The organism is Jilunia laotingensis, from assembly GCF_014385165.1.
Lineage (GTDB): Bacteria > Bacteroidota > Bacteroidia > Bacteroidales > Bacteroidaceae > Bacteroides > Bacteroides laotingensis.
Genome location: NZ_JACRTF010000001.1, coordinates 3015723 through 3042446, shown reverse-complemented (window position 1 = coordinate 3042446; position 26724 = coordinate 3015723). Strand labels below are relative to the sequence as shown.

The 26724-nt window shown below is 41.4% G+C and carries 13 protein-coding genes; 6 read left to right on the top strand and 7 right to left on the bottom strand.

The features are described 5' to 3' along the window. Nucleotides 1-46 precede the first annotated feature (46 nt). From H8744_RS11485 to H8744_RS11475, 3 genes are all read left to right on the top strand, one after another. Nucleotides 47-1471: a hypothetical protein gene (locus tag H8744_RS11485; protein ID WP_262434959.1), complete on the top strand. Its 1425-nt coding sequence runs from the start codon at nt 47-49 to the stop codon at nt 1469-1471. Further along, on the top strand, nt 1464-2504 hold the full coding sequence (locus H8744_RS11480; protein ID WP_262434958.1) for an endonuclease/exonuclease/phosphatase family protein: 1041 nt from the start codon (nt 1464-1466) through the stop codon (nt 2502-2504). Before H8744_RS11485 ends, H8744_RS11480 begins: the two co-directional genes overlap by 8 nt. 185 nt (nt 2505-2689) lie before the next feature. Beyond that, nucleotides 2690-5158, top strand: a complete 2469-nt coding sequence (locus H8744_RS11475) for a glycoside hydrolase family 95 protein (RefSeq protein ID WP_262434957.1) — start codon at nt 2690-2692, stop codon at nt 5156-5158. A 42-nt stretch (nt 5159-5200) separates the two neighbouring features. On the opposite strand, the gene H8744_RS11470 is transcribed toward H8744_RS11475, so the two are convergent. Further along, entirely contained in the window at nt 5201-5497 is a 297-nt protein-coding gene (locus H8744_RS11470; RefSeq protein WP_262434956.1) for a DUF202 domain-containing protein, read from the bottom strand. Between the two features lie 504 nt (nt 5498-6001). On the opposite strand from H8744_RS11470, the gene H8744_RS11465 reads away from it, so the two are divergent. The 3 genes from H8744_RS11465 to H8744_RS11455 all read left to right on the top strand — a co-directional run bounded on the left by H8744_RS11465 (nt 6002) and on the right by H8744_RS11455 (nt 12648). Beyond that, the gene (locus tag H8744_RS11465; protein WP_262434955.1) at nt 6002-8206 is read left to right on the top strand and encodes a T9SS-dependent choice-of-anchor J family protein; all 2205 of its coding nucleotides are present in this window, start codon (nt 6002-6004) and stop codon (nt 8204-8206) included. A gap of 20 nt (nt 8207-8226) precedes the next feature. After that, nucleotides 8227-10605 carry a T9SS type A sorting domain-containing protein gene (locus H8744_RS11460; protein WP_262434954.1) on the top strand — a complete coding sequence of 793 codons (2379 nt, stop codon included), beginning with the start codon at nt 8227-8229 and terminating at the stop codon, nt 10603-10605. A 96-nt stretch (nt 10606-10701) separates the two neighbouring features. Next, entirely contained in the window at nt 10702-12648 is a 1947-nt protein-coding gene (locus tag H8744_RS11455; protein ID WP_262433538.1) for an Omp28-related outer membrane protein, read from the top strand. 123 nt (nt 12649-12771) lie between these two features. Here H8744_RS11455 and H8744_RS11450 read toward each other — a convergent pair whose 3' ends face one another. The 6 genes from H8744_RS11450 to H8744_RS11425 form a co-directional block, all read right to left on the bottom strand. Beyond that, on the bottom strand, nt 12772-15501 hold the full coding sequence (locus H8744_RS11450) for an alpha-L-fucosidase (RefSeq protein ID WP_262434953.1): 2730 nt from the start codon (nt 15499-15501) through the stop codon (nt 12772-12774). Between the two features lie 16 nt (nt 15502-15517). After that, nucleotides 15518-17152, bottom strand: coding sequence for a sialidase family protein (locus H8744_RS11445; protein ID WP_262434952.1), 1635 nt, complete (start codon nt 17150-17152; stop codon nt 15518-15520). A gap of 11 nt (nt 17153-17163) precedes the next feature. Further along, nucleotides 17164-20223 carry a glycoside hydrolase family 2 TIM barrel-domain containing protein gene (locus tag H8744_RS11440; protein ID WP_262434951.1) on the bottom strand — a complete coding sequence of 1020 codons (3060 nt, stop codon included), beginning with the start codon at nt 20221-20223 and terminating at the stop codon, nt 17164-17166. Between the two features lie 18 nt (nt 20224-20241). Continuing rightward, entirely contained in the window at nt 20242-22557 is a 2316-nt protein-coding gene (locus H8744_RS11435) for a glycoside hydrolase family 20 protein (protein WP_262434950.1), read from the bottom strand. Between the two features lie 32 nt (nt 22558-22589). Beyond that, nucleotides 22590-24143, bottom strand: coding sequence for a sulfatase family protein (locus H8744_RS11430; protein ID WP_439649381.1), 1554 nt, complete (start codon nt 24141-24143; stop codon nt 22590-22592). A gap of 163 nt (nt 24144-24306) precedes the next feature. Continuing rightward, nucleotides 24307-26628 (bottom strand): beta-N-acetylhexosaminidase, encoded by a 2322-nt coding sequence (locus H8744_RS11425; protein ID WP_262434948.1) that lies wholly within the window; start codon nt 26626-26628, stop codon nt 24307-24309. Between the last annotated feature and the right edge of the window lie 96 nt (nt 26629-26724).

Below are 26724 nucleotides of genomic sequence, written 5' to 3'. Positions count from 1 at the left end.
GACTTTTGACATAACCTCCTGTTTTTTTTAATCACTATATTAAGGTATGAAAAGAAATCCATTATACATCCTTCTTTGTTTATTTGTAAGTTTAACGTTCATTGTAGCCTGCAATAATGATGACTTTTCAACCAATTCTTCACTCAAACTGGCCTTCTCAAACGACACTTTACGATTGGACACGATACTGACAGGTATCGGTACATCAACTCGACAGTTAAAAGTATACAACCGTAATAAAGAATCACTCGTCATCTCATCTATCACACTCGCCGACGGCTCCAATTCCGGTTTTCGCATCAATGTGGACGGAATGAAAGGCAGTAATTTCTCCAATATCGAAATACGAGGTAAGGACAGCTTATTCATTTTTATAGAAGCAACCATACGTCCGGCAAACAGCGATATTCCTTTTTTCAAAAAAGACTCCATCGTTTTTTTAACGAACGGCAACCGGCAAGATGTCAAGCTATATGCCTACGGGCAGGATTTTCTATCCCTGCAAAACAAAGAAATCACACAAGACACCTTGATCAGTGCCCAACGGCCTATCGTCATTTATGATAGTCTGACTGTAAAAGAGGGGGCACGCCTAACCATTGCAGCAGGTACACGTCTGTATTTCCATGGAAGTTCCAGCCTACAGGTTCACGGACAGCTCACAGTCGAAGGCACTCTCGATGCTCCTGTAGCATTCCGTGGTGACCGTACCGACAATATGTTTTCATACCTGCCTTACGACCGCTTGCCCGGACAATGGGGCGGAATCCGCTTTCATACTACCAGTTATGACAATACGATAAACTTTGCAGATATTCATGGAGGAATTTACGGTATTCGCTGTGACTCTGCAGCCATCGACCGGAAAAAGCTGACACTGAACAATACCATCATTCACCAAGTATCCGGCAACGGACTGGAAATGACCAATTGCCAAGCCACTGCCGGGAATTGTCAAATCAGCAATGCAGGCAATAATTGTATCAAATTATTAGGTGGCGATTATGAATTCGTGCATTGCACGGTTGCCAATTATTATAGTTGGAACATAAAAAACGGAGTAGCCCTTGCCATTCAGAACGAAAAGGGAGAAACTCCCTACCCACTTACTATGGCTGCCTTCCGTAACTGCATTATAGCCGGTTCATCCGGAGATGAAATCAGCGGAAGTCGTTCGAAAGACTCCAGCATACCTTTCAACTATTATTTTTCTTATTGCCTCATCAATTCCGTTGAGGAAAAGAATGACAAAATAATGAATGTCATATGGGAAAAGGATGATCATTTCGAAAAGATGGATAGTGAGATGCAAAAGTATGATTTTCAATTAGACTCACTCTCAAAAGCCATCAATTTAGGTAACAATGAAGATTCCCGCAACTATCCTTTTGATTTGAAAGGCCGATCACGTCTCAATGACGAAGCACCCGATGCAGGATGCTATGAGTGGATAAAAAAAGAGGATGAATAGAATTATCACGATATTTCTATTATTATCTCTATTCTTTCCCGGACTAAAAGCACAGGAAGAGATTCCCTTCCGTGTCATGAGTTGGAATGTGGAAAATCTGTTCGACACTCACCATGATTCTCTCAAAAACGATTACGAGTTCCTCCCTCAGTCACACCGACACTGGACATATCTCCGGTACAAAAAGAAGCTGGAAAACATAGCCCGTGTCATTACTGCCGTAGGAGAATGGACACCTCCCGCTTTAGTTGGACTCTGTGAAGTTGAAAATGACAGTGTCATGCGCGATCTTGTTCATTATTCTCCTTTGAAAGAACACGGTTACCGCTATGTAATGACTGATTCTCCCGATGAACGAGGGATCGACGTGGCGTTACTCTATCAGCGGAACCAATTCAAACTACTGTCCTACCGTTCCATCCCTGTAGGCATTTTCACTACGGAAAGTAGACCGACCAGAGATATTCTCCATACCAGCGGACTCATTGTCACAGGTGACACCCTCGACATCTTTGTAGTCCACCTCCCCTCCCGGTCAGGAGGAGCGAAAGAATCCGAACCTTACCGTTTGTTCGTGGCCAAGAAGATCAAAGCAGAAGCCGATAGCATCCTGACCTCCCGCCAACATCCCCTACTTATCATCATGGGCGATTTCAACGATTATCCCACTAATAAATCCATCACCCAAATACTTGAAGCAACGGCCCCTCCACATCATCCGAAACCATTAAAACTCTATCACTTGTTGGCGCGCAAGGCTAAAGAAAATAAAAACAAAGGAAGTTCCTATAAATATCAGGGGGAATGGGGCTTGCTCGACCATCTGATCGTTTCGGGAACCCTTCTCGATACTACTACAAACTTTTACACAACAGAAAAGAAGGCAAATGTTGCCCACCTGCCTTTCTTATTAACGGAAGATAACAAATTCGGAGGGTTACAACCATTCCGTACTTATTACGGAATGAAATATATAGGTGGATACAGCGATCATTTACCAGTCTTTATGGATTTGGAAACAAGAACAAAATAACTGTAAACGCTTCTACTTTCTATAATGAAGTTCGAGCCTATTAGCAAAAGCCCGACATCTAAAATTAATAGTGTATATTAAAATGGGAAATAAAACGTTATTATCTTTAGAAGGTATCCGGACGGTAAAAGAAACATACCACTGAAGATCGACCGAAAATAATTAGAATACATATTTTGAAAAACATGAAAAAATTCTATTTAATATTCGCATGCGCTTTAATGATTATTTCAACAATAAAGGCAGAAGTAACTGATTATTCCAAAGGTCTTTCCATTTGGTTTGACACTCCTACCAATCTAGACGGAAGAGCCATCTGGCTTCATGCTTCCGGAAACGGGGCAAATCCGGACCCAGTCTGGGAGAGCCGATCTCTACCTCTAGGAAACGGAAGTCTAGGAGCAAATATCATGGGTTCTATTGCGGCAGAACGAATAACTCTGAATGAAAAGACACTTTGGAAAGGTGGCCCAAATACAGCAGGAGGTGCCGATTATTATTGGAATGTAAATAAACAGTCTGCCTCCGTTTTACAGGAAATTCGCCAAGCCTTTTTGGAAGGTGATCAATCGAAAGCAGAAATATTAACGCGCAAAAACTTCAACGGGTTAGCGGAATATGAAGAAAAGAACGAAACTCCTTTCCGTTTCGGAAGTTTTACTACGATGGGAGAAATTTATGTGGAAACCGGGTTGAGTGAAATAGGAATGGACAAATATAAACGCATCTTATCACTGGATTCAGCAATCGCAGTAGTCACCTTTCGCAAAGACAATATTAACTATCGACGCAGTTATTTCATATCCTATCCCGACAGCGTAATGATAATGAAGTTTACAGCAGATCGACCAGGTATGCAGAACCTGACACTCAGTTACAGCCCAAATACGGAAGCAAAAGGAAAGATTGATTCTTATGGCGAAGATGGTATCTGCTATCTAGGCGAATTAAATAACAACAAAATGAAATTCGCCTTTCGTATCCGGGCAATAAACAAAGGTGGATCGTCAACAACTACCAACGATGGCAAAATCGTTATAAAAAATGCAGATGAAGTGATCTTCTTACTGACAGCCGATACGGATTATAAAATGAACTTCGACCCGGATTTTCAAGACCCACAGACTTATGTGGGACAGCAACCGGAACAAACTACTTTGAAAATGATGCAACAGGTGATGGAGCGGTCATACGAAGAATTATATAGTCGCCATATTGCAGATTATACCGCGCTCTTCAATCGGGTAAAGCTACATTTGAATCCCCTTTCTGCAATCAATGAGGATCTCCCTACAGATCAGCGTCTAACCCGTTATCGCAATGGAATACCGGATTTTCATCTGGAAGAATTATATTATCAATACGGCCGTTATCTGCTCATATCCAGTTCACGTCCGGGAAACATGCCTGCAAATCTTCAGGGAATGTGGCATAATAATCTAGATGGTCCTTGGAGGGTCGATTATCACAACAATATCAACATCCAAATGAATTATTGGCCGGCATGTTCTACGAATTTAAATGAATGCATGTGGCCTCTCATTGATTTCATCCGGACACTGGAAAAACCGGGAGAAAAAACCGCCCGGGCATATTTTAATGCCAGAGGTTGGACTGCATCCATTTCAGCTAATATTTTTGGGTTCACCTCTCCATTGTCCAGTGAACAAATGGAGTGGAACTTTAATCCGATGGCCGGTCCTTGGCTAGCAACTCACATTTGGGAATACTACGATTATACGCGCGACCAGAAATTCTTGAAAGAAATTGGTTATCCATTGATAAAGAGCAGTGCGCAATTTACGACAGATTATCTGTGGCACAAGATGGACGGTACGTATACAGCCGCCCCTTCAACTTCCCCCGAACACGGACCGGTAGACCAAGGAGCTACTTTTGTACATGGAGTGGTAAGAGAGATTCTCTTGGATGCCATAGCTGCCAGCAAAGAATTGAGAATCGACAAAAAAGAACGTAAACTATGGGAAAAAGTACTAACTCATCTCGCCCCTTATCGGGTAGGACGATACGCACAATTGATGGAATGGTCCACCGACATTGATGATCCGGCAGACAAGCACCGGCACGTCAACCATCTCTTCGGGTTACATCCGGGACATACCCTCTCTCCTATTACCACCCCCCAACTGGCAGAGGCAGCCAGAATAGTATTGGAACATCGAGGTGACGGAGCTACCGGTTGGAGTATGGGATGGAAGCTCAATCAATGGGCAAGGTTGCAAGACGGCAATCATGCTTATTTGTTATTTGGCAATCTACTTAAAAATGGAACGCTTGATAACCTATGGGATACACATGCACCTTTTCAGATTGATGGTAACTTTGGTGGAACAGCCGGTATCACGGAGATGTTATTACAAAGTCATATGGGATTCATCCAACTCTTACCTGCTCTTCCCGATGCCTGGAAAGAAGGAAGCGTCAGCGGTATCTGTGCGAAAGGCAACTTCGAAGTTTCCCTTTCCTGGCAAGAAAACGAATTAGTCGAAGCAATCATTCTTTCAAAAGTCGGTAGTCCCTGTACGTTAAGATACGGTGAACAAGCCCTTTCATTCAAAACAGAAAAAGGAAAAAGCTATCGGATAATTAGAGAAGAAGATAAAATTATTCTAACTCCGAAAGAATTAGAATAAAATGTCTCCCCGACCTAAGTAAAGGGAAAGCAATATTCAAATTTAGAAGGAAGTATTTTCATTATTCAATGACTTATACACATAGTCTTTTAGAAGCTTTCCCATCTGCCAATATCGTATGAATCCTAAAAAAAATAGGATTACACCAGATATAATACATACCCACGCCAATCCATCCAAACGAGAAATACTTTTAATCTGAAGTATTCCGATTCCAGCAGTAAGAAGATATAATGCAGTACGTATATAGGAGAATAAAGTCCTTACATTAGCCAACTTTGTTCTTTCAAGTGCCAGATGATCACGGAGTATCAGTTCTTTATCTTTTCTAGAATCCATTTTCCTTAATTTACCTATTAAATACTAGAAATTTTATAAAACAACAAAATTCCATCATAAAATGTTTGTGAAACGTTTTAGAAACTATTTTCTCTTTTTCCGGAAACAGATCATTAAGATTTATAATAAATACGAGAATACCCAAATCTCATTTTTTTATATTAGTATGAGGAATATATAAATCAATAGAAAAATTTCACTGATTACACCTTATATATAATATAGACATTTATATATTTTATTTTTTTCATATTTTGATTTCTTAATCTATGTTCAGTAAAACTTAAAACCAAATTAATACTTTTGTATAACAGTAATTCATCATTAGAATTTATTATTAAAGACATTCCTACTTATTATGGAATCAACAAAAAATGAGTGACATTTCAATATTTGCTATTTTATATTTAAAAAATACGCTAATAGATGATAAGATTACAAATATAATATAAAAACAAATATCTCTTTATTATAAATATTTTTATCATTTAAAAAACTGATGTTATGAAAAAGTATTACCAATTAGCTTGTATGTTATTATGTTGGTTATCTTATGTAACCAATGTAAATGCTCAGTCTCCTAATTCTGCATCGGAGGAAAAAACTGTAAGTGATGTGGAAAATCGTACGGTTCATGCTTTTGTCGCTGACCAAACCCTCGGAGGATATGGAATGGGAACGTTTAAAACCGATTCTCCTCAAAATTTTGAATTACTATATCAATGGAAAAATGGTTATGCTATATTCTCCGGAGCTGCAGCCTATGGAGAATATTATGTTCAAATGTACCGTTATAATTCTGATGGTATTGGTAAAGTAGAAGATATTTCAATCAGTAAAGTAAATCTTCTTTCAGGCGATTATAAAGAAATAAAAGCTATGGAGGATAATGCAGTGAAGCTTTCTGATATGACTTTTGACTATTCGACAAATACAATGTATGCGGTAGGTTTTGATCAGGGAGATACATTTCTTTACTCTATCGATTTACAAACAGGAGACCTAACTAAAGGATCCTTACTTCAAACAAACGCAGGACGGCAAACTATAGCTACACTTGCTGCCACTTATGATGGTCGCCTATATGGGCTTAATACTAAGGGAGTACTTTTTAAAATAAACAAAGAAACAGGCAATCTGACACGCGTCATGGATACAAAAATTCCTCTACGATATAATCAATCCATGGAATTCGACCATACGGACGAATGCCTTTATTGGACTACAATGAAAGGTGAGATTGGTCTTGCGAACGAATTGTATAAAATTGATGTTAATAAAAAAACAATTAAATCTCTCGGAAATCTAGGAGATGGTGGAGCAACCACTAAAGTCCAAGGTTTGTATATTCCTTTTGTAGTAGCGGGATTTGATGCACCGGGACAGGCAACCGAATTGAAGGCAGTTCCGGCAGAAAAAGGTGTCCTTGAAGCAACGATTACATGGAAAAACCCTGTAAAAACACATGGTGGAGACGATTTGTCCGGCAATATGAATATTATATTAGAAAGGGACGGTGAAGTAATTAGTAGCTCCATGAGTGAAGCCGGAGTAGAAATGTTTTGGACTGATAAATCGGTAAAACTGGGAGAACATACCTATACGGTAAGAGCAATCAATGAAAAAGGAGAAGGCGCTCTTGCCGAAGCATTTGCATACGTGGGAGATGATGTCCCGGCTACTATAACAGACTTGATGGCAAGCGTGGGAAAGGAATGCAAGAGTATCAAACTTACATGGAGCATTCCCGATAAAGGCGCTCATGAAGGGTATTATGACAAATCTAATGTCCGATATAGAATTGTACGCTATCCGGATAATACGGTTCTGGAAGAGGAATATGAGGGAACCTCTTATGAAGATAATACTATTAAGCGTTTGGGAGCCTATTATTATGGTATCACTGGGTTCAATAAAGCAGGTAGTAACAATGAATACATAAAAAAAGAAATTATTATTGCCGGTAAAGCGGTGGAAGTTCCTTATGATTGTGGCTTTAATGACGAAACGACTGCCAGAAATCAATGGACTTTTGTAAATGGTAATCATGATGAAAACAGTTGGTATATAAATTCTGGGCTAGGCATGACTTTATTTGGTGATTATGCCATTGCCGCAGAATATATACTAAACCCGCTGGACAGTCAACAAGATGCTGATGAATGGTTGATTAGTCCTCCTATTGATTTTGAAGCAGATAAAGATTACTATCTAAGTTTTGATGCACGTTCCGCAGGAGTGGATGAATTGAATATTACTTTTGGAGACCTGAATACCGTTGAAGCTCAAAATCAGAGGATAGCATCTGGCTTGTTCACGGAAGAAGCTGAAGGAGTGTTTTATACCTATCAACTCCCATTACCTAAAACTGAAGGTGTCCATTGCATCGGAATTAATCTGGTAACTATGTTTGGAGATGATACCAGTCAAATGTTCCAGATCAATAATGTCATGATTGAAGAAGGCATACCAGACGGAATCGAGACCGTGAATGTCGGGGGAAATACTAAAGTCAGTCTGGATGGTGACCGTCTTGCCATTGAAGGGGACTTCAATACCGCCTATGTTTATGATACAACAGGCATATGTGTCGCTACGTTAAATAAAGCCAATGTTGAAACGACTACGACAGGCTGGCATCCGGGCATTTATATTGTAAAAATAGCCAACGCCGATTCTGTACATACCCAAAAAGTCGTTATTAAATAATCATCAAAATGAGAATCATTATGAAGAAGAATTATTTACTTATAGTTCTTTTGCTGGTCGCAAATATATTTTCAGCGTCGGCAAAGATTGAAAAGATATTTTCTACAGAAGCCCTCTGTAATGTAACCATTGAAGTGGATAATGCCAGCAATGTAAGTGCTGCAACAAGAGCCGGACGTGGAACGCAATTGACTTTAACGAATGGCGTGAATAACTTAGAGTTAAACAACAGCAGCGAGAATCCCTTGCAAATAAAAGCAGTGGAAGGCGCAGAAATTGTATCGTGTTTGATAAATGGTGAAAAAGTAAATCCTGGTGGGGATGGCTCAATCCGGGTTGCAATAACTGAAGGTTTGAATATTGTGCTTACTACAAAAACACATGGAGCCAATCCAATGGTGACATTTTCAGTAATCGATCCCAGCCATATTATTGTAAAAGCGAATGATGTGGTCATTGAGGACATAAGCTCACCCAAAGAATTTGCAAAAGGAACGGAATTGACTATCGCCCCAACGACAGGTTATGAGATAAAAAATGTAGCTACAACCCAAAGACCGGAAATTCCACCGGTAAATGGCGTATATACCATTCGAGTGGATCAAGAGATGACAATCTATGTCACCACCGAACCTGCAAAACCGGTTGTCACATTTGAAATTGACTTTCCGGAAAGAATTAGCGTAGTGAATCAGAGTACCCATGAAGCCATTGATATTTCTTCCTTAAAACTGTCCATGCCCAAAGGAACAGTCTTAGAAATTCAAGCTTCCAACGAAAACTATTCAATTACATCCTTCAAGGTTGATGGGACAGACAAGGCACCGGCTACCGGGAGCAAAATATATTACGTAGGCGTAGAAACCAATACAACAGTGACGATTGAAACCTCGTCAACGACTCCTTCCGTCAAGTTCATCGTGGACAATCCGGAAAATGTAAAAGTACACAAAATGGACAGTGAGGAGATGCTGGACGTAACCAAGACCTATGAAATGGAAAAGAACACGCAACTTGTTATTGAACCGGCAAACGATGAGGTTCGCATCGCATCCGTAACAGTAAATGGGGTTACATTGACTCCGTTAGGAAACGGCAACTACATGACGGCTGTCACCACAAACCTAACCATTGAAGTGAAAACCAAAGAGGTCCTGCCGGTTTTGACATTTAAGGTAGACGCCCCGGAACGTATCAACGTACTGTCAGGAACCGAAGTATTGGATATCAGTGAAGCCGTGGAGCTTCCTGTCGGTACGGAAATAACCATTGAACCCTCGGCCGGGAACTTCATCATAAAATCGGTAATGGCCGATGGCAAGACTCTTACCGTTTCTGATAACAAGTATCTTGTTACCATAACCGGAGACATGCAATTTGATATCAAGACTGCCGCGTCTTTAACGTTGCACATCATTCAGCCGGACGAAGGTGGTACTATTTCTGTTTTCCGTGATGGAAAAGAACTGCAAGAAGGTGACAAAGTCATAACCAATGAGAAATTATCATTCAAGAATGAACCCGAAGCCAGCTATTTCTTTGAATACTATCTTGTCAATAACAAAGTATGCTCTGATACATATGTTGTTTCAGGATCTGACGACATAAATGTGGGAGCTATATTCAGAACAATCAGACAAGGTTATGTGGCAGTCACTTTTGATTTGGATGAGAATGGAAGCCTACTTACTATTAAAAATATAGATGGTTCTGAAAGAACTAATCTTGATCCATCGAAGCCATGTGAAGTAAAAAAAGAAAGCCAGATTCAAATTTATATGGTTACACTCGGTGTTAAAATTACATCTTGCATGCTAAACGGTGTAGAAATATCTGCAGATGGGGATGAAGGAATGGATGCCAGAAGTTATACGATGACAGTGGAGGATGATGCCGTAATTGCAGTCAGAACATCCGAATTAGTACAAGTAGCCGGTGAAATCACGTACGGTGAGGACTATAATCCGATCGGAAGAATACAATTCCGCTATGATGGTAAAGTTGGCGATGATTTCTATGTTCCGGTAGGCGCGACCGTGGAAGTGATTGCAAAACCGGTGGCGGGATACATGTTGGATTTCTGCTATATCAGTTACGATGAAAACAACAAGCTTGAGGGAACCACTTACACAGTAGAAAATACGGATAAGGATATCATAGTCTTCAAGGGGGCCTTCAAGAAAATACCCGATGGAATTGAATCCATAAGTTCCATGCAAAGCCATTATGATGCGCAATCCATGCAGATCATAACCACAGGAGGAAACACGAAAGTATACGCGGTTTCCGGCAAGAAGGTGCTTGAATCGGATGAAACGAGCATCAGCGTCTCAACTTTGGAAAGTGGAATATACATCGTCAAGACCCGGGAAGGTGTTTTCAAATTGGTAAAAAAATAATGTAACATTATCAAATGTAAGACTGTGTCGGCTCTTTCCCATAAAGCCGATATAGTCTTACCGTCCTTCAATATTCAATAATAAATTCTATACACAATGAAATATAAATATCTCTTGTTAGCAACGGGATTGCTATGGGGCACTTCAACGGTAAACGCCCAGTGGCGTTCCGCTTCCGAAGCTCCGGTGCGGCAACAACCGGAAATATCCAAGACCGTTAAGAATCAGGGTGACGGGAAAGTACTTTACAGCTATTGCTCTTCCATCGCTGCGGTCACGGCAAAAAGCGGGCTTGGAATTCAAACGGATGACGACGTCAAAGTAACCGCTGCCATCCGTATGTCCGAAGGCCTCATGACACTGCTGAAAGGCAGGAATATCCATCGGCTCAGAGTGGGCGTGGCGACCGACGCGGAGGATGCGACCGTTTTTATCAGGAAAACGGACGGGACGGCAATTTGGCAAATTAACAAAGCACTGGAACTGGGCTGGAACGACATCACACTTGAAACACCTTTGGTTGTACCGGAAGAGCAGGAACTTTATATCGGGTATACCTGTACACAGCGCAACGGTGTATTTGTAATTGCGACCGAATTAGGGAACACCACCAAATTGAACGGTTTATTCATGGCATCGGAATACTATCCTTATCTGGAGGATTTTTCAGGATCAGCGGACTTGGGAAACCTCTGCCTGTCGGTGGAAGTGGACGGTACGGAGAGTGAATTCGGGTGTCTCGGTAGCATGGTGAAAGCATATTCGTCCAAGCCTTACCTGCAAGAGGGGGCAAACAAGTCCACGGAAATGAACATTATTTATGCGAACGAAGGAGAGGACAATGTCTCCAAGATAAAGCTGGGGAGAAAGTTTAACGGGACGGAATTGGGCGACACCATCTGCTACTTCAAAAGGACGGTGAGGGGAAACTCCACCGGGGAATTGGAATTGCCGGTCACGTCTTCCATGAGTGGAAAATACACATACACACTAAAAGAAATAGAGGGAAACCCCGTATCCGTATCCCCCGTAACGGCAAGCGTATCCACCTATAAAGCCGAGGATGTCATCGAACGGGTTGCCCTGATTGAAGAGTTCACCTCGCAGTCGTGCGGCAACTGCCCGGCCGCACAGGCGAACCTGCATAGAACCATAGCCGACAAGGAAGACCGGGTTGCATTGGTACTTCATCACTCAGGATTTAAACCCGACGACTTTTCGATACCGGAGAGTGACGGCTATTGCTACTTTTATAAACCGGCAGGCACTTTCGCCCCGGGAATGACGATGGACAGGACATACCTACCCGACTACGACACACAAGGGACAGGATCAATGGTATTCAATCCCAAGCTGCTGTCGAAATCCACGCTGACCAAAGAACTCGCATTGCCCTCGATGGTCTCGGTAGGCATAGACTGCTCGTATGACAAGGCCGACAGAAAACTGGTTGTCATCGTCTCGGGGAACAAAATAACCGACTTGATAGGCGAGCATGTGGGACTGACCGTATTCCTCCTTGAAAACAAGTACATTGCCCGCCAACTCGGCGTCGGTGATCCGGACAACTTTGAACACAACAACATCCTCCGGGCCGTGCTGTCCGACCCGATGGGAGACGTCATAACCTTTAACGCGGACGGCACTTACAGCAGGAGGTACGACTATACCGTCCCGGCATCCTATGTCTCGACCACGGGAGCAAGGACGAAGGCATTTCCGGAAAACATGAACATTGTGGCATTTGTGTCCAATTTCGATACGGTATACCCGGACAACTGTTGCGTGTTGAACGCGAACAAAACGGCCTCACTGAATGTCGGGGATACCGGATTAAAAGCTGAAAACGTGTTGGAGAAGGCCCTCCCGGTATTCGCTAAGGACGGGACGGTCCATGCCTACGGAGAATACAGCGATCTGAAGGTGTACAACCTGCAAGGGATGCCAGTGCCGAACGAGAACCTGGAACCGGGAGTCTATATCGTGAGAATAACAGGACAGGACAGGAAGGAACATGTAAGGAAGGTACTAGTCCGTAACTGAGTTACGGCATTTTGAGATAGAAGAACAAATCTAATAATATGGGAAACACACATTTATTAGTGAAACTGCTACCTACCGTTCGTGAAGAATAGTAGGTAGTTATATTTAGAATACAACTAATACTCAATAGAACTTCACCTTGGGAGCTTTCTCCCCCTTATAGTCATCATTTATATATACTCGTATCCAGTCAATAAACATGGAAGGAGGATTATTACTATCCCATTCGGAAGGGATTATGGCTCCAGGCCATGCATTAGGATCGGTAGATATCCCCGTACTGAATATTAAAAAGAAACCTGACGGATCATTCCAAGGCCAATCATCATTGCCATCTGCCCCTTTTAAATGTTCGAAATAAGCCTGTCCATTCACCCCACCCACTATTCGATCGGGATACCACTCCAACCAGTAGATATTCCATTGGGACATATCCGCCAAATCTATCGAGGCCGTCACACTTCCACCTCCTCCAACTACTCCGGCATAATGGTTTTCCGAGTGAAGTGTGAAATGCGCCTGTTGATTTACTGTTTTCTTTGGATTTTCCAACAAATCAATTTCCCCATTTTTAGGCCATGGTCGATTGTTATTTCCCATAAACCATAACGCATCATTGAATCCCTGTGTATTCGTTCGTTTAAAACGAATTTCAATCCGCATATTTTCCGTAAACCTACACCAAAAGTCTTTACTTCCAGGACGAGCCGAACGATAGCATCCATGAGAATACTTCACCTTTTGATCAAATCCATTATCAATGGAATCAGGCTCTTCCATACTCCAAATATGCAACACGCCTCCTTCCACCCGTGAACACCTCTCATTGTTAACGCAAGCTGTCCGACTCATATGCGCTCCTTTATGCTCAATAAAACCTAATGGCAATCCTCTCTTCGTATCTTTTTGCAAGAACTCATGGGCAGTATAAAACTTCCACCCTGCTATTCCCGGATGCTTATCACCCGGTCTTAATATAAAATGAGCATCCGGTTCAGGATAAACCAGATGCTCATTATCTTTGGCTAACGGTTGTGTTTGCCCCACAACCGTTACTCCCATTTCTCCTATATCTACTTGCGCAGGCTCTCCGTTGAGTGTCACAGCTTCGAGTCTAATGAAACGAGCTTTCACTTCTTTACCAAAAGTAATCGTCTGTGGCAACGGATTATGCATTATATTACTGAATTCACCGTTTGTCGGTACTTCTTTCCATGACTTTCCATCGTTGCTTACAAAGAATTTATAACGAAATGCCATTGTAGGTTTAGCTTCCCCCTTATCCGGAGCATAAGTAAATGCACTTAAAGTCACCGTTTTTCCCAAATCGATCGTCAATGGTGAAGAAGAGATTTGCTTCCACGTATTACGTGGCAAATTGTTCCAGTCTTCCTTTTCAACATCCTCTGCCAAAGGAGGTGCATAATAAGCAGCAACCTGACTGATATTGGCTTTTGAACGACATCCCTCTATAGTAATTTTTAATTTCTTGGCTTGAATCGCTGGGAAACGAAGCAAACGTTTGTATCCGACCGTGGTGCCCTCTCCTATCTTTTTCCAACCACCGTCAGTCTCCGCTTCGACAGTGAAAGACTCTACCCTTTGTCCCTTAGCAATGTCTTCCTGCAACATTACCGTATTAATTTCCGATCTCGGCTTCAACTGATAAGTTTTCGTATTTCCGGGAGAAGCCACCCATAACTTAGATCCTTTTTTTACGCGGTTATCAGCAAATGCATCTTTCCTATATTCGGCAAATTCCGTCAAACGGGCTACATCAGCCTCACTTATCAAACCACGGCGATCAGGAGGAATATTCAGCAGCAAAACTGAATTATAGCCTACCGATTGAAAATAAATATCCGTCAAATGCTTCAGACTTTTCACTTTACTGTCTTCCTCTTTATGATAGAACCATCCCGGACGAATCGAAACATCCACTTCCGAAGGATACCAAAACAATTCCGTCGCATTCTCAAGTATGGAACGGTTGCCTAAATCTTTTGCCATACCCGATACCCCCAGTTGCTTATTATTCTCTCCCGAGCGAGCATAAATGCCCGGAGTCAGCACGGTTGCGCTCCATTCCGTTTCACGTCCGATTCCTTTTTCATTGCCTACCCAACGAACATCATCCCCCATAATAGCCATAACAGCTTTTGGCTGAAGTTTCTGAATCGTTTTATAGAAAGCATCCCAATCATATACTTGTTTTTTTCCGTTCGGGCCTTCACCATTAGCACCGTCAAACCATACTTCATGAACTTCTCCGTAATTAGTCAACAACTCCGTCAATTGCCGAATAAAAAACTCGTTATATTTAGGTGAATCACCATAACAGGAAGCATTTCTGTCCCAAGGTGAGAGATACACTCCAAACTTCATTCCGTACTTGTCACAAGCTGCACGCAGCTCTTTCACTACATCTCCCTTTCCATTCTTCCAAGGAGAAGAAGCCACCGAATGATCGGTGGTTGCGGTAGGCCACAAACAAAATCCATCGTGATGTTTAGCAGTCAAAATTACCATTTTAAATCCCGCATCTTTTAAGGACCGTACCCACTGTTCCGCATCCAATTCAGAAGGATTGAAGAGTGAGGGATCCTCCTGACCATCCCCCCATTCACGCCCGGTAAATGTATTAATGCCAAAATGCAGAAAAGCAGTCAATTCCATCTGTTGCCACGCCAACTGTTGGGGCGTAGGAACAAGTCTTGCAGCCATATCCACTTTTTGATCGATAGTCGCACCTTTTGGAAATTCCAGATGCTTAACATAATATTTTTCTCTGCTTTGAGCCTGTACATTCCACGTCGAAATCAGTAAAGCTACTAATAGAATAAGATTTTTCATAAATAATTATTTCTTTTTATTCTTCCCGAGCTGAATTAGCTATAAAGTGGTCTGCCCCATCCGTCAACCAATCCAACGAGAAATTAACAAAATACATTGAATAATAACCCAACCCGTCTTCCACTTCAACATAAGCGCCAATTGTACCGTCTTCCAAGATACATAAAGACGAATAAGCCGAACCGACCGGACAAATCGATTTTACAACCGGCCAAGTCTTACCTTCATCATAACTAAGATATACACTCACATTCTCGCGTTTTGAAGGATGGGCCGGAACGCTATGCAGCATACGATTCTTGTCATAACCTTCCTTTATGGATGTATAATAGATTATATCACCGTCACATCCTGGTTCCACCATTTCAGGCCACTCCTCTATTCCACTCCAACTCTGTCCCTTGTCTTTCGAAGTAGCATAGTAACGCGGTCCCTTATGCTGATTACGGATACTTACCAGCAAAGTGCCGTCATTCAATTCCACTATTTTCGCCTCATTACCATTATCCTGCTTCACGCAGGAAGAGACATGCCATGTTTCTCCATTATCTCTGGAATAATAAACATAATTAGAAATATCGGCTATACCTCTGGCGGCTGTTTCCCTGACGGCAAACACAAAATAAACAGTTCCATCGCATCCAAGCAAGCCAGCACCGGAAGCGCAAAAAGAGCCATGCCAGTCATACCGTACCGAATCAGAGCATCCCTTCCCGAATAGCTGGTCAGTAATGTCTTTCGGTTCAGTCCAAGTCTGTCCGTTATCACTACTCTTACAGATATAGGTACGGTTAGAAACCTCGGAAGTAGACTCAAAGAAACCGGTTCCCCCTACAAAAATGCAGATAAGCCCACCTTCTTCTTGCGTACGTGCTAACGCTGCATCCCCGTAACCTTGATATCTGCCTGTACCACGTGCAATGGTAATGGCATCCGACCACGTCTTGCCACCATCCGTACTCCGGTTTACAATGACATCGATATCTTCCGGCAGATCGGTAGAATTATCTTTTCGTCTATCTGTTGCAATGACCAAAGAACCATCTTTAGCAGTGATTATAGCAGGAATGCGATAGCTTTTAGAACCTTTCTCTCCCGGTGCATAAATGCGCTTACAGGACAATAGTATTTCACGGGCTCCTTCAACTGTCGTTTCCGACAAATCAAAAATTCCTCCGGTAGTCGACAATGACAATACTTCCGCATCGGCTAAATGCCCTTCCATAGCATATTCCGAAATGTCATACGTTATCCACAAATATTGAGTAGTCATGGATTGTTCTCCGTTCAAACGACAATCAAAATCACCATTCATCGGTTTACACTCTCCCAATTTAAGATAAGTATTGGCTTGCGCGGGGTCAAAGATATCCACATCACCCGTAGTATAAATCTTTATTCCGGTAATATCCTCGATAGAGGTGGTTCCTTTCATATTCAAACGAATATTAGTATAGGTTACAGGTGATTTTCCATCCGTCGTCACAGTCAACTTCAGTATAGGCTCATTTCGGTTACCACGCCCGGTCTTATTTTTTACTTGACTCAAACGAACATCTACCATCTCCTGAGTCAAAGTTTGAGCCGAAACAGCCAACAAATGAAAAGTGAAAAACAGGAACCAAGTCCCCCGATAAAGATTAATTTTCATACCAAATAGATTTATTTCACAGGGTGAATAACAAACTCAAACGTGCATTCTGTCAATGGAACCAGATAAGCAGGTTTTACACCCGGACCGCAAGTAGCCGTTCCTACACCAGCTTGTTCGGCATCCAGATGAATTGTCACTTTTCCATCCGACTCCAGTTCATTAATATGACGCGCTTTCTCTAATAATACATCCGAGAATGGAATTACACTAAACTGGAACGGACGATTCGATTCAAAAAAGCATCCTCTTCCTGTATCATCGGTAAGTTTCATCCAACGGGTATCCGTACGATTACCGGTCGATTGAGGAGTAACATAATAATGAAACATCCGTTCGGGAGTAGTCTGATATAAACCGATCTTTCCGGATTGGTTGCGATCCGCATAAGTTTCGTTATCGCCCCGTCCCAAATAAGACACATTACTGTATACATCATTCATCCGGAATGTCAGACCGAGGCGAGCCATCGATTTTACCAAAATTGTATCCGGCTTAAATGTAGTTTTCACTTTTATCGCACCATCACTACCTAATGCATAGCTAAAACGGGCATCTCCCACTTTTTCACCATTAGTATTCATCACCTCTATCTGGGCTATCGTTGTTTTACCTTCCTTCAAAGATACAACTTTTTGTACAAGATTATCCAATCCGGCTTGCCTCCATAGTTTCGCTCCATTCTTGTCGCGATTGTCATTATCCGTTGCCGGACGGAACAAACTCAATGTTACCGGACTTGCCAACAGTTCCTCACCATCCAGACAGACCGACTCCAATGCACCTGTCATCTTATTAACAATAAACGTTGTTTCACCGGCTTTTATTGGTTTATAAGCTTTATTATTCTTTGACACCGGAATAATAAACTGGTCGTAAGCAACCTCCCAACCGGAAGTTACCAATGGCGTAGCTTCCTTGCGGTTCCAAGTCAGATTAAGATAAGCTTCCCTAATATCTGACGGATATTTAACTTTCCCAAAACTCAAATCTACAGTCTCATGAGGTTTGCAAGCCACCTCTTTCGTTCCTTCCGCCAATACTTTCCCATTATCGCTTGTGACATTCCAATGCAGGATGTATTCATCCAAATCCGAGAAATCGAACCAATTCTTCACGCGAACCGTTAAATTCTTGTTATCAACCAACGTGCTTTTTATATTCTGATAAATCTTCTTCACTTCCGCTAGATGGGGATGCGGAACACGATCGGCATCAACAAGGCCATTGCAGCAGAAGTTCTCGAAACTTGGAATATCTTTCGGTCCATAATCACCACCATACGTCCAATACCATTTTCCATTAGCATCTATCTCCCGAAATGACTGATCTACCCAATCCCAAATACATCCGCCTTGCGCCATCGGTTCATTCTCAAACACCTCCCAATATTCTTTCATTCCTCCACAGCTATTTCCCATAGCATGAAGATACTCACAAAGGATAAAAGGGCGATAAATATCTTTTCGCGACACATATTCCTTTATCACATCCACATCCCGGTACATACGACAATAGATATCAGTATTATAATTCTCTTCCGCACGCTCATATTGCACCGGACGATTCTGTTCTACAGATTTCAACCAATCATACGTACGTTCAAAGTTTATTCCGTTACCAGCCTCATTTCCCAATGACCAGATAACGATTGCCGGATGATTTTTAGAACGTTCATACATGCGTTGGGTACGATCCATATGAGCCGGTAGCCATGTACTGTCTTTTGCGATTGATTCCGGTCCGTATCCCATACCATGAGATTCGATATTCGCCTCATCAATCATATAAAGCCCATAACGGTCGCAAAGTTGATACCAATAAGGATGTGTGGGATAGTGTGAGTTACGTACCGTATTGATATTATTTTGTTTCATCAACCGGACATCCTCTTCCATCAATTCCCTACTTACCGTACGTCCCAGTTGAGAGTGTTCATGACGATTCGTCCCCTTAACCAATACAGGTACACCATTAATGCAAAAACGTCCATCCTTAACCTCAGTCGTACGGAACCCCACTTTACATCCGGTTAATTCAGTTACTTTTCCGGCATCATCTTTCAGTTCCAAGACAAGCGTATATAAATTCGGATGTTCAGCACTCCACCTCTCCACATCCGATATCTTCTGATCATCAAATTCGATAAAATTGCTCAATCCACGGGATTGAATTCCTTGTTCACCTTTCAATATCGTTTTTCCGGCATCATTCTTTAACTCATAAGCCACTGCAGAATTGCCTACAGCTACGCCTCCAACCGTTACATCCAGCCCGAAAACACCATCCTTATAATGTTCTTTTTCGAGCGTGGAAGTAACTTTATAATCCGCAATGTACTGTTTCGGAGTGCTATAAAGATAGACATCTCTTTCAATGCCACTCAATCGCCACATATCCTGACATTCGAGATAAGATCCCGCACTCCAACGATATACCTCAAGGGCAACCGTATTTTCACCGTTTGTCAGTTTGTCTGTGATGTCCCATTCGGCAGGCGTTTTAGAACCTTGATTATATCCTATGAACTCCCCATTCACCCAAACATAATAGAATGAAATCACTCCTTCACAACAAAGTACCACACGCCGATCTTCCCATCCGGCAGGAATCTTAAAAGTACGCCGATATGAACCAACTTCATTCTCTTCATAAGGGACGAAAGGAGGATTTTTCTTAAAATGGAAAAATTTATCATCAAACTCATACGTTTCATTCACGTAAATTGCCGTTCCATATCCTTGGCGTTCCCAATTCCCCGGAACATCGATATCAGTCCACCCTCCGGTATAAAAAGAAAGTTTATAGAAATCTTTCGGACGTTTATCGGGATTTTTCACCCAGTGGAATTTCCATTTACCATTCAAGCTCATATAATAAGGAGATTGTTCATATCTCCCCTCTGAGATTTCCGATGCATCGGCATAAGGCCATACATACGAGTGAGGAGTCAACTTATTCAACCCTATAGCATACTGGCTTTGCCATTCAGGCTGTTTTTGTGCCGCAGCGGGAACGATAACCAGCACAGCCAGTATCATCAAAAAAGTTTGTTTCAAAGCTCTGTTCATTAGTCTGTTTTTTAGGTATTATTCAACTATTATCTCATCAAAAAGTATTCGGGACTCCTGTCCGGGGCGAACATGATCAACGGGACATGCACCCGGACCTTTAGCCACCACACGTATGTATCTTCCAGAATGTCCCTTTAAGTCCATTCTACAATTTTCAATAAATGTTCCCTCCCTGAATATTTGTCCAAGTGTATAATGCAACTCACCCACTTTTTCAAACTCTTTATTATCAGCGGAAATTTCTACCCGGATCAAGGCAGGTTTATGAACAGCCATCCCGTAATTCGTAATACAGCCTAAAGTAAGAGAATGCAATACTTCCGTTCTTAGTAAATCGACAGTAAAGGATACACTATCGTTCTTTGCCCATGAACACCATTCAAAATCCGTCTGTTTAAGACTTCCACGTACACCGTTAGTCAATAACTGTTGATTCGATTCTATATTCAATATTGGTTTGGCTGTCGCTTTATTCCATTCAATCGGTAGCACCAACGTTTTTCCCATTTGCTTACTGCCGGCAAACGTAGCAGCCTTTATCACTGCCGAATTACTCAAAATGATCATATCTTTATACAATGCCGATGTCACAGTAGGCTCCTTTCCATCCATAGAATAACGTATTTCAACATCCGGCCGTATACATTCTAATTTCACTTTTAATATTCCATGATCGGGAGTCACCGTATGCTGTATGTTGTACATGGAACGAGCATAAACAATTCCTTTTGTTGCAATGTGTTCATTATAAACATCCAACCCTTTCAAAAAGTCATTCCAATTTTTCGTACCTTTCTTCATCCAAGCTACCTCTGCCAAAGCTGCCAGACGCGGGAATATCTGATAATCCACATCTTCCGGTTTGTTACAGAATTCAGTCCACATTGAGGCCTGAACGCCCATCAACAGCGATTCATATTCTGGTTTCCAGTCTTCCTGTACCGGCTCATAATCGTATACATCTTTCAGGGTGTTATTACCGAAATAAGTTAATGGTTCAAACCATTGCGGTCCTTGATAACGAATCAGATACATGATACGGGCAGGTGTCATTATGAAACGATGACCCTGCATAGCCGCTTTTAAAGCAGCATGTCCAAATCCCTGCCAACCAAAAATTATTGTATTTTCTGGGATTACACTATTAGTCAATTCATCCCATCCCATGACTTCTTTTCCCTTACCGCGAACATAAGCAGCCATTCGCCCCATGAAATAACCTTGCAACGCCTCTTCATCCGCCAAATGTTCTTTTCGCATACGTTCCTGACATAATGGACATTTCTCCCAATAGATCTTATTGGCTTCATCACCTCCCAAATGAATATAACGTGAAGGGAACAGGGCGATGACTTCATCCACTACATCCTGAAGAAAAGTAAATACACTATCATTTCCGGCACAATATATAATCCCGGCATGATCCCCTCCCAATCCGGGAAGCACTCCGATAAATTCTTTCACGGCCGGACAAGCTAAATTCGGGTATGCAGCCAACGACGAATTTGTATGTGCCGGCATTTCTATTTCCGGAATAACCTCTATCTGACAACGGCCGGCATAAGCCACTATTTCCCTTATATCCTCCTGAGTATAAAATCCTCCTATCGGTGTAGGCTCTCCCGGTTTCGGATTTTTCCTGTCAGGGAAAGGTAAACCCATCCGATCTACTCTCCAAGCACCGACTTCTGTCAATCGTGGATATTTCTTAATTTCCAACCGCCAACCGTTATCATCTACCAAATGAAAATGCAAACGATTAATCTTCAACATTGCCATGCAGTCAATGATTCGCAACACATTCTCTTTCGGAATAAAGAAACGCGCTGCATCCAGCATCAAACCACGATAACCGAATCTAGGTTCATCTTCGATTGTCACAACAGGTACATTCCAAACAACCGAAACTTCATGCATATTTTCTATACTTGGCGGTAATAACAGACGGAGTGTCTGTAGAGCATAAAAAAATCCTGGTTCATCAGCGGCTTTCACTGTTATTTTTTGCGAAGTAACTTCCAACCGATATGCTTCACTTTTCAAAGAGGCATCTGTAACAAAATAAACATCCCCTTTCTTATCTCCGATTTTCAATTCCGGAGTAAATCCGCCAGCATAAGTAAACAAATCGGTGAAAAACCTCGCTATTTCCGCCTGTCGCTTATTCTCAACAACAAAGACTGTTTTTTTAGAGAAACAAAACTCTCCATCACCCGGTACTATCCGTACCGGGGAGGGAATGATGGAAAGTCTGTCGTGTGTTAAGTCAGTCGCTTGCATCGTTATCAAGGAGGTTAATAGCCAAACAAGCAATAAAATATATTTTTTCATGGTATAGTGTGTTTTATCCTGCTCTTCAACTATTATTTATCTCTTTCCGGAGAAAAGCGTACCGGATCATTGTATTGCTCTTGCAATTTCAACATTTCATCTTTCAATTCCGTTACCACAGATTCATATTCTTTCTGACCATACAGATTATGCATTTCAGTAGGATCGGTCTGAAGATCATAAAGTTCCCACCAATCTATGTCATTATAGAAATGGATTAATTTATAACGTTCGGTACGTACACCATAGTGACGTTTCACCATATGTTCAGCAGGATATTCGTAAAAATGATAATACAAAGCCTTACGCCAGTCTTTCGGTTGTTCCCCTTTCAGCAAAGGAAGAAGTGATACGCCATGCATGTCTTCAGGAACCGTTACCCCCGCTAATTCAAGGAATGTAGGAGCATAATCGATATTTTGTACCATTTCCGTAATATCTCCTTTCCGCTCGAAATCTTTTGGCAAACGCATTATCAACGGTGTATGCATAGACTCTTCATACATAAACCGTTTGTCAAACCATCCATGTTCACCCATATAAAATCCCTGATCGGAAGTATAGACTACCAATGTATTGTCCAACAGTCCTTTTTCCTCCAAATAATCGAGTACACGGCCAACATTATCATCCAATGATTTCACCGTCTTCATATAATCGCGCATATAACGTTGGAATTTCCAATTTGCCAATTCTTTTCCTTTCAGCTTCTGTTTGTAGAAATCATCAATCACCGGACCGTAAAACTCATCCCAGGCAGCCCTTTGTCCTTCGTCCATACGTCCAAGGAATTTTTCGTACAAAGATTTTAAACGAGAGTTCTTGTCGGGACGGAGCATCTTCAAGTCGTAAATCATATCCATATCTTTCACAACGCTCATCTCCTGCGCTGCAGCAGCCGGCCGGCCTTCGTAATCATCAAAAAAGTTATCAGGCAATGGGAACGTCTTATCTTCATACAGAGCCAGATTACATGTGTCTGCCATCCAATTGCGATGAATAGCTTTATGATGAATCAAAAGGCAGAAAGGTTTCTCCTTATCCCTTTTATTTTCCATCCAATCGATTGCATCATCGGTTATAATGTTTGTAACATATCCATGTTTCTGAACCGTATCATTGTTTTGCGTAATAAAATCCGGATTATAATAATCCCCCTGTCCCGGTACTATTTCCCAGAAATCAAATCCTGACGGCAAACTCTCAAGGTGCCACTTACCTACCAAAGCTGTCTGGTAACCTGCTTTTTGAAGTAATTTCGGAAATGTCTGCTGCGCACTGTCAAATACGCATGTCGTATTATCGAAAAATTTATTTCCGCAACTATGCTTACCCGTAATCATACATGCACGGCTGGGTCCGCTTAATGAATTGGCCACAAAGCTGTTTGTAAAACGTACACCGTCCTTAGCAATCCGGTCAAGATTGGGAGTTTCCATATAACGAGTGTCATAGCAACTCATCATTTGTGCCGTATGATCATCGGTCATTATATAAACAATGTTCAATGGTTTTATCTCCTCCTTTTTTACTTGCTGGCAGGAGCCCACAACAGCTAAAGTTGCCACTCCGGCAATAGGATACATTAATTTTAAGTCTGGTCGGTTCATTCCAATATTCTTTATATTTAAATTTCTAATTACGCCATAGATTGGTATAAATCTATAAAAAACACCTATTGATATTAATAATACATTTTACAAATCAATCTGACCAATCTATGGTGTATAATTATTTACTTTACAGCACTCAAAACACTTTTATTTCATCAAAATAGAGCCATGCTCCCTGTCCGGCACGATGATGGAAATCGGGCGTTTTTCCCGGACTTTCAATATCAAAACGTATAAACCGTCCGGCAGCATTCAATTGCTCGAATCCTATTTTATCCCTAAAAATTCCATATTTATAAATTTCATCCCTAGAATATTCTTTTTTACCAATTTCATGGAAGTCAACATTATCATCTGAAACCAAAACCGTGATAGACGCAGGATAATGTACTCCCATCCCATAGTTAACAACATGGCCGATTTCTATTTTATTAAAATCTTCCTTCTGCCCGAGATCCAGTACAAAAGATACATCCTGATCATACCAGCCACACCATTCGAAATCAGTATGCTTATCCGTACCTTCAACCCCATTAGTAAGCATATATACATTCGGATTATCATTAATAACCTTCTTTGCAGTAGCTTTATTCCATTCCAGATTCAGAGTGAGGACTTCCCCTACCCTTTCACCGTCCTTGAATGCCGCAGCTCTGATCGTATTTTCCCCGGTAATCATAACCGAATCTTTATAAAGTACAGATGAAGAAGTCGGATCTGCATCATCCATTGTATATCGTATCTCGACATCAGGCCTGATACATGACAACGCGACCTTAAGTTTTCCTTGTTCAGGGCGAACTAAATGATCCAAATTATACATAGAGTGAGAATAATTAATGTTCATATATTCCCAATGCCTACATAAAACATCCAACCTATTCAGGAATCCCTGCCAATCCTTGATATCTTTTTGTGCCCATGCAATATCTGCCAATGCTGCAATTCTAGGAAATACCATATATTCCACACTTTTAGGACTATCCATAAACTCTGCCCACATAGAACCTTGGACTCCCATTAATTTCTCCGCAGAAGCTTTATCCCATTCCGGTTGTACAGGTTCATAATCATATACATTCTTTAATGTATTGTTGCCAAAGTAAGTTCTGGGTTCAAACCACTGGGGGCCTTGATAATAATTCAAATATAATATGTTCGATGGAGTCATTACAAAACGGTGTCCTTGTTGGGCTGCTTTATAACCTGCTTCCCCTAAACCTTGCCACCCAAAAATAACGGCATCATCAGGTACCCAACTATTGGTCCATTCATCCCAACCGATCACCTGCCTGCCTTTACCTTGAATATATTTACAAATACGGTTCATAAAATAACCTTGCAAATCCTCTTCATCCGTATATCCTTCCGCACGCATCCGCCTCTGACATTTCGGACACTTCTTCCAACTTTCCTTATTAGCCTCATCTCCACCGATATGTATATATTTAGAGGGAAACAAACTCATCACCTCATCCGTAACATCTTCTAAAAAGGTATAGACACTATCATTACCTGCACAATAAACTACATTTGAATTACGTCCTCCCATTCCGGGCAAAACTGCTATGTAATGGTCGATGACAGAACAAGCAAACTGAGGATATGCTGCCAAAGAAGAATTGGTATGTGCCGGCATTTCTATCTCAGGTATAACTTCAACCTGCCTGTCAGCGGCAAAAGCTACGATTTCTTTAATATCCTCCTGAGTATAATATCCACCTACAGGTGTAGCCTCACCAGGCCCCGTGGGATTTTTACGTAAAGGGAATGGCTCGTCACGATAAACTCTCCAAGCACCCACTTCTGTCAGTTTAGGATATTTTTTTATCTCCAAACGCCATCCTTGATCATCTACCAGATGAAAATGTAACTTATTTATTTTTAGCATCGCTGCTGCATTTATAATTTTCAGTACCGTTTCTTTGGGCACGAAATAACGCGATACGTCTAACATCAATCCACGATATTCAAAACGTGGCTTATCTTCAATTTCTAATGTGGGAATCGTCCACTTTATATTTTTCACCAATTGAGGGGAGTCAATCTCAGGAGGTAATAATTGATTTATAGTCTGTATTGCATAAAAAAGACCTCTGTCATCCGATGCAATCACATTGATTTTATCCGAAACTATCGATAATTTATAAGCTTCGGTAGGGATATCGGAATCAATTGAAAATACAATATCAGCTTCGGACGATTCATTTACCCTTTGCAATACCAAACCTGCCGATTTGCTGAACTTATCTGCAAACTGGGTAACCACGGCATCCGAAAATTCTTTGTCCTTATAGAGCTTAGTAGCCGTAGAAAAGCTAAATATTCCTTGGCTTATTTCACTCTTTTGAGGTATCGGAATAACCGGAACAACAACAGATCGGGTATTATTGTCCGTACATCCTCCGACTAAACAGCATAATAAAAATAAAACGAGTGTATTGATATGTATCTTCATAGTTTAAAAAAGTTTTATTGACATGATGAAGATCCTGCAAATAATTTATAATGGATCTTCATCATGTGTGAAACAATAAATAAGACATATTTTCCA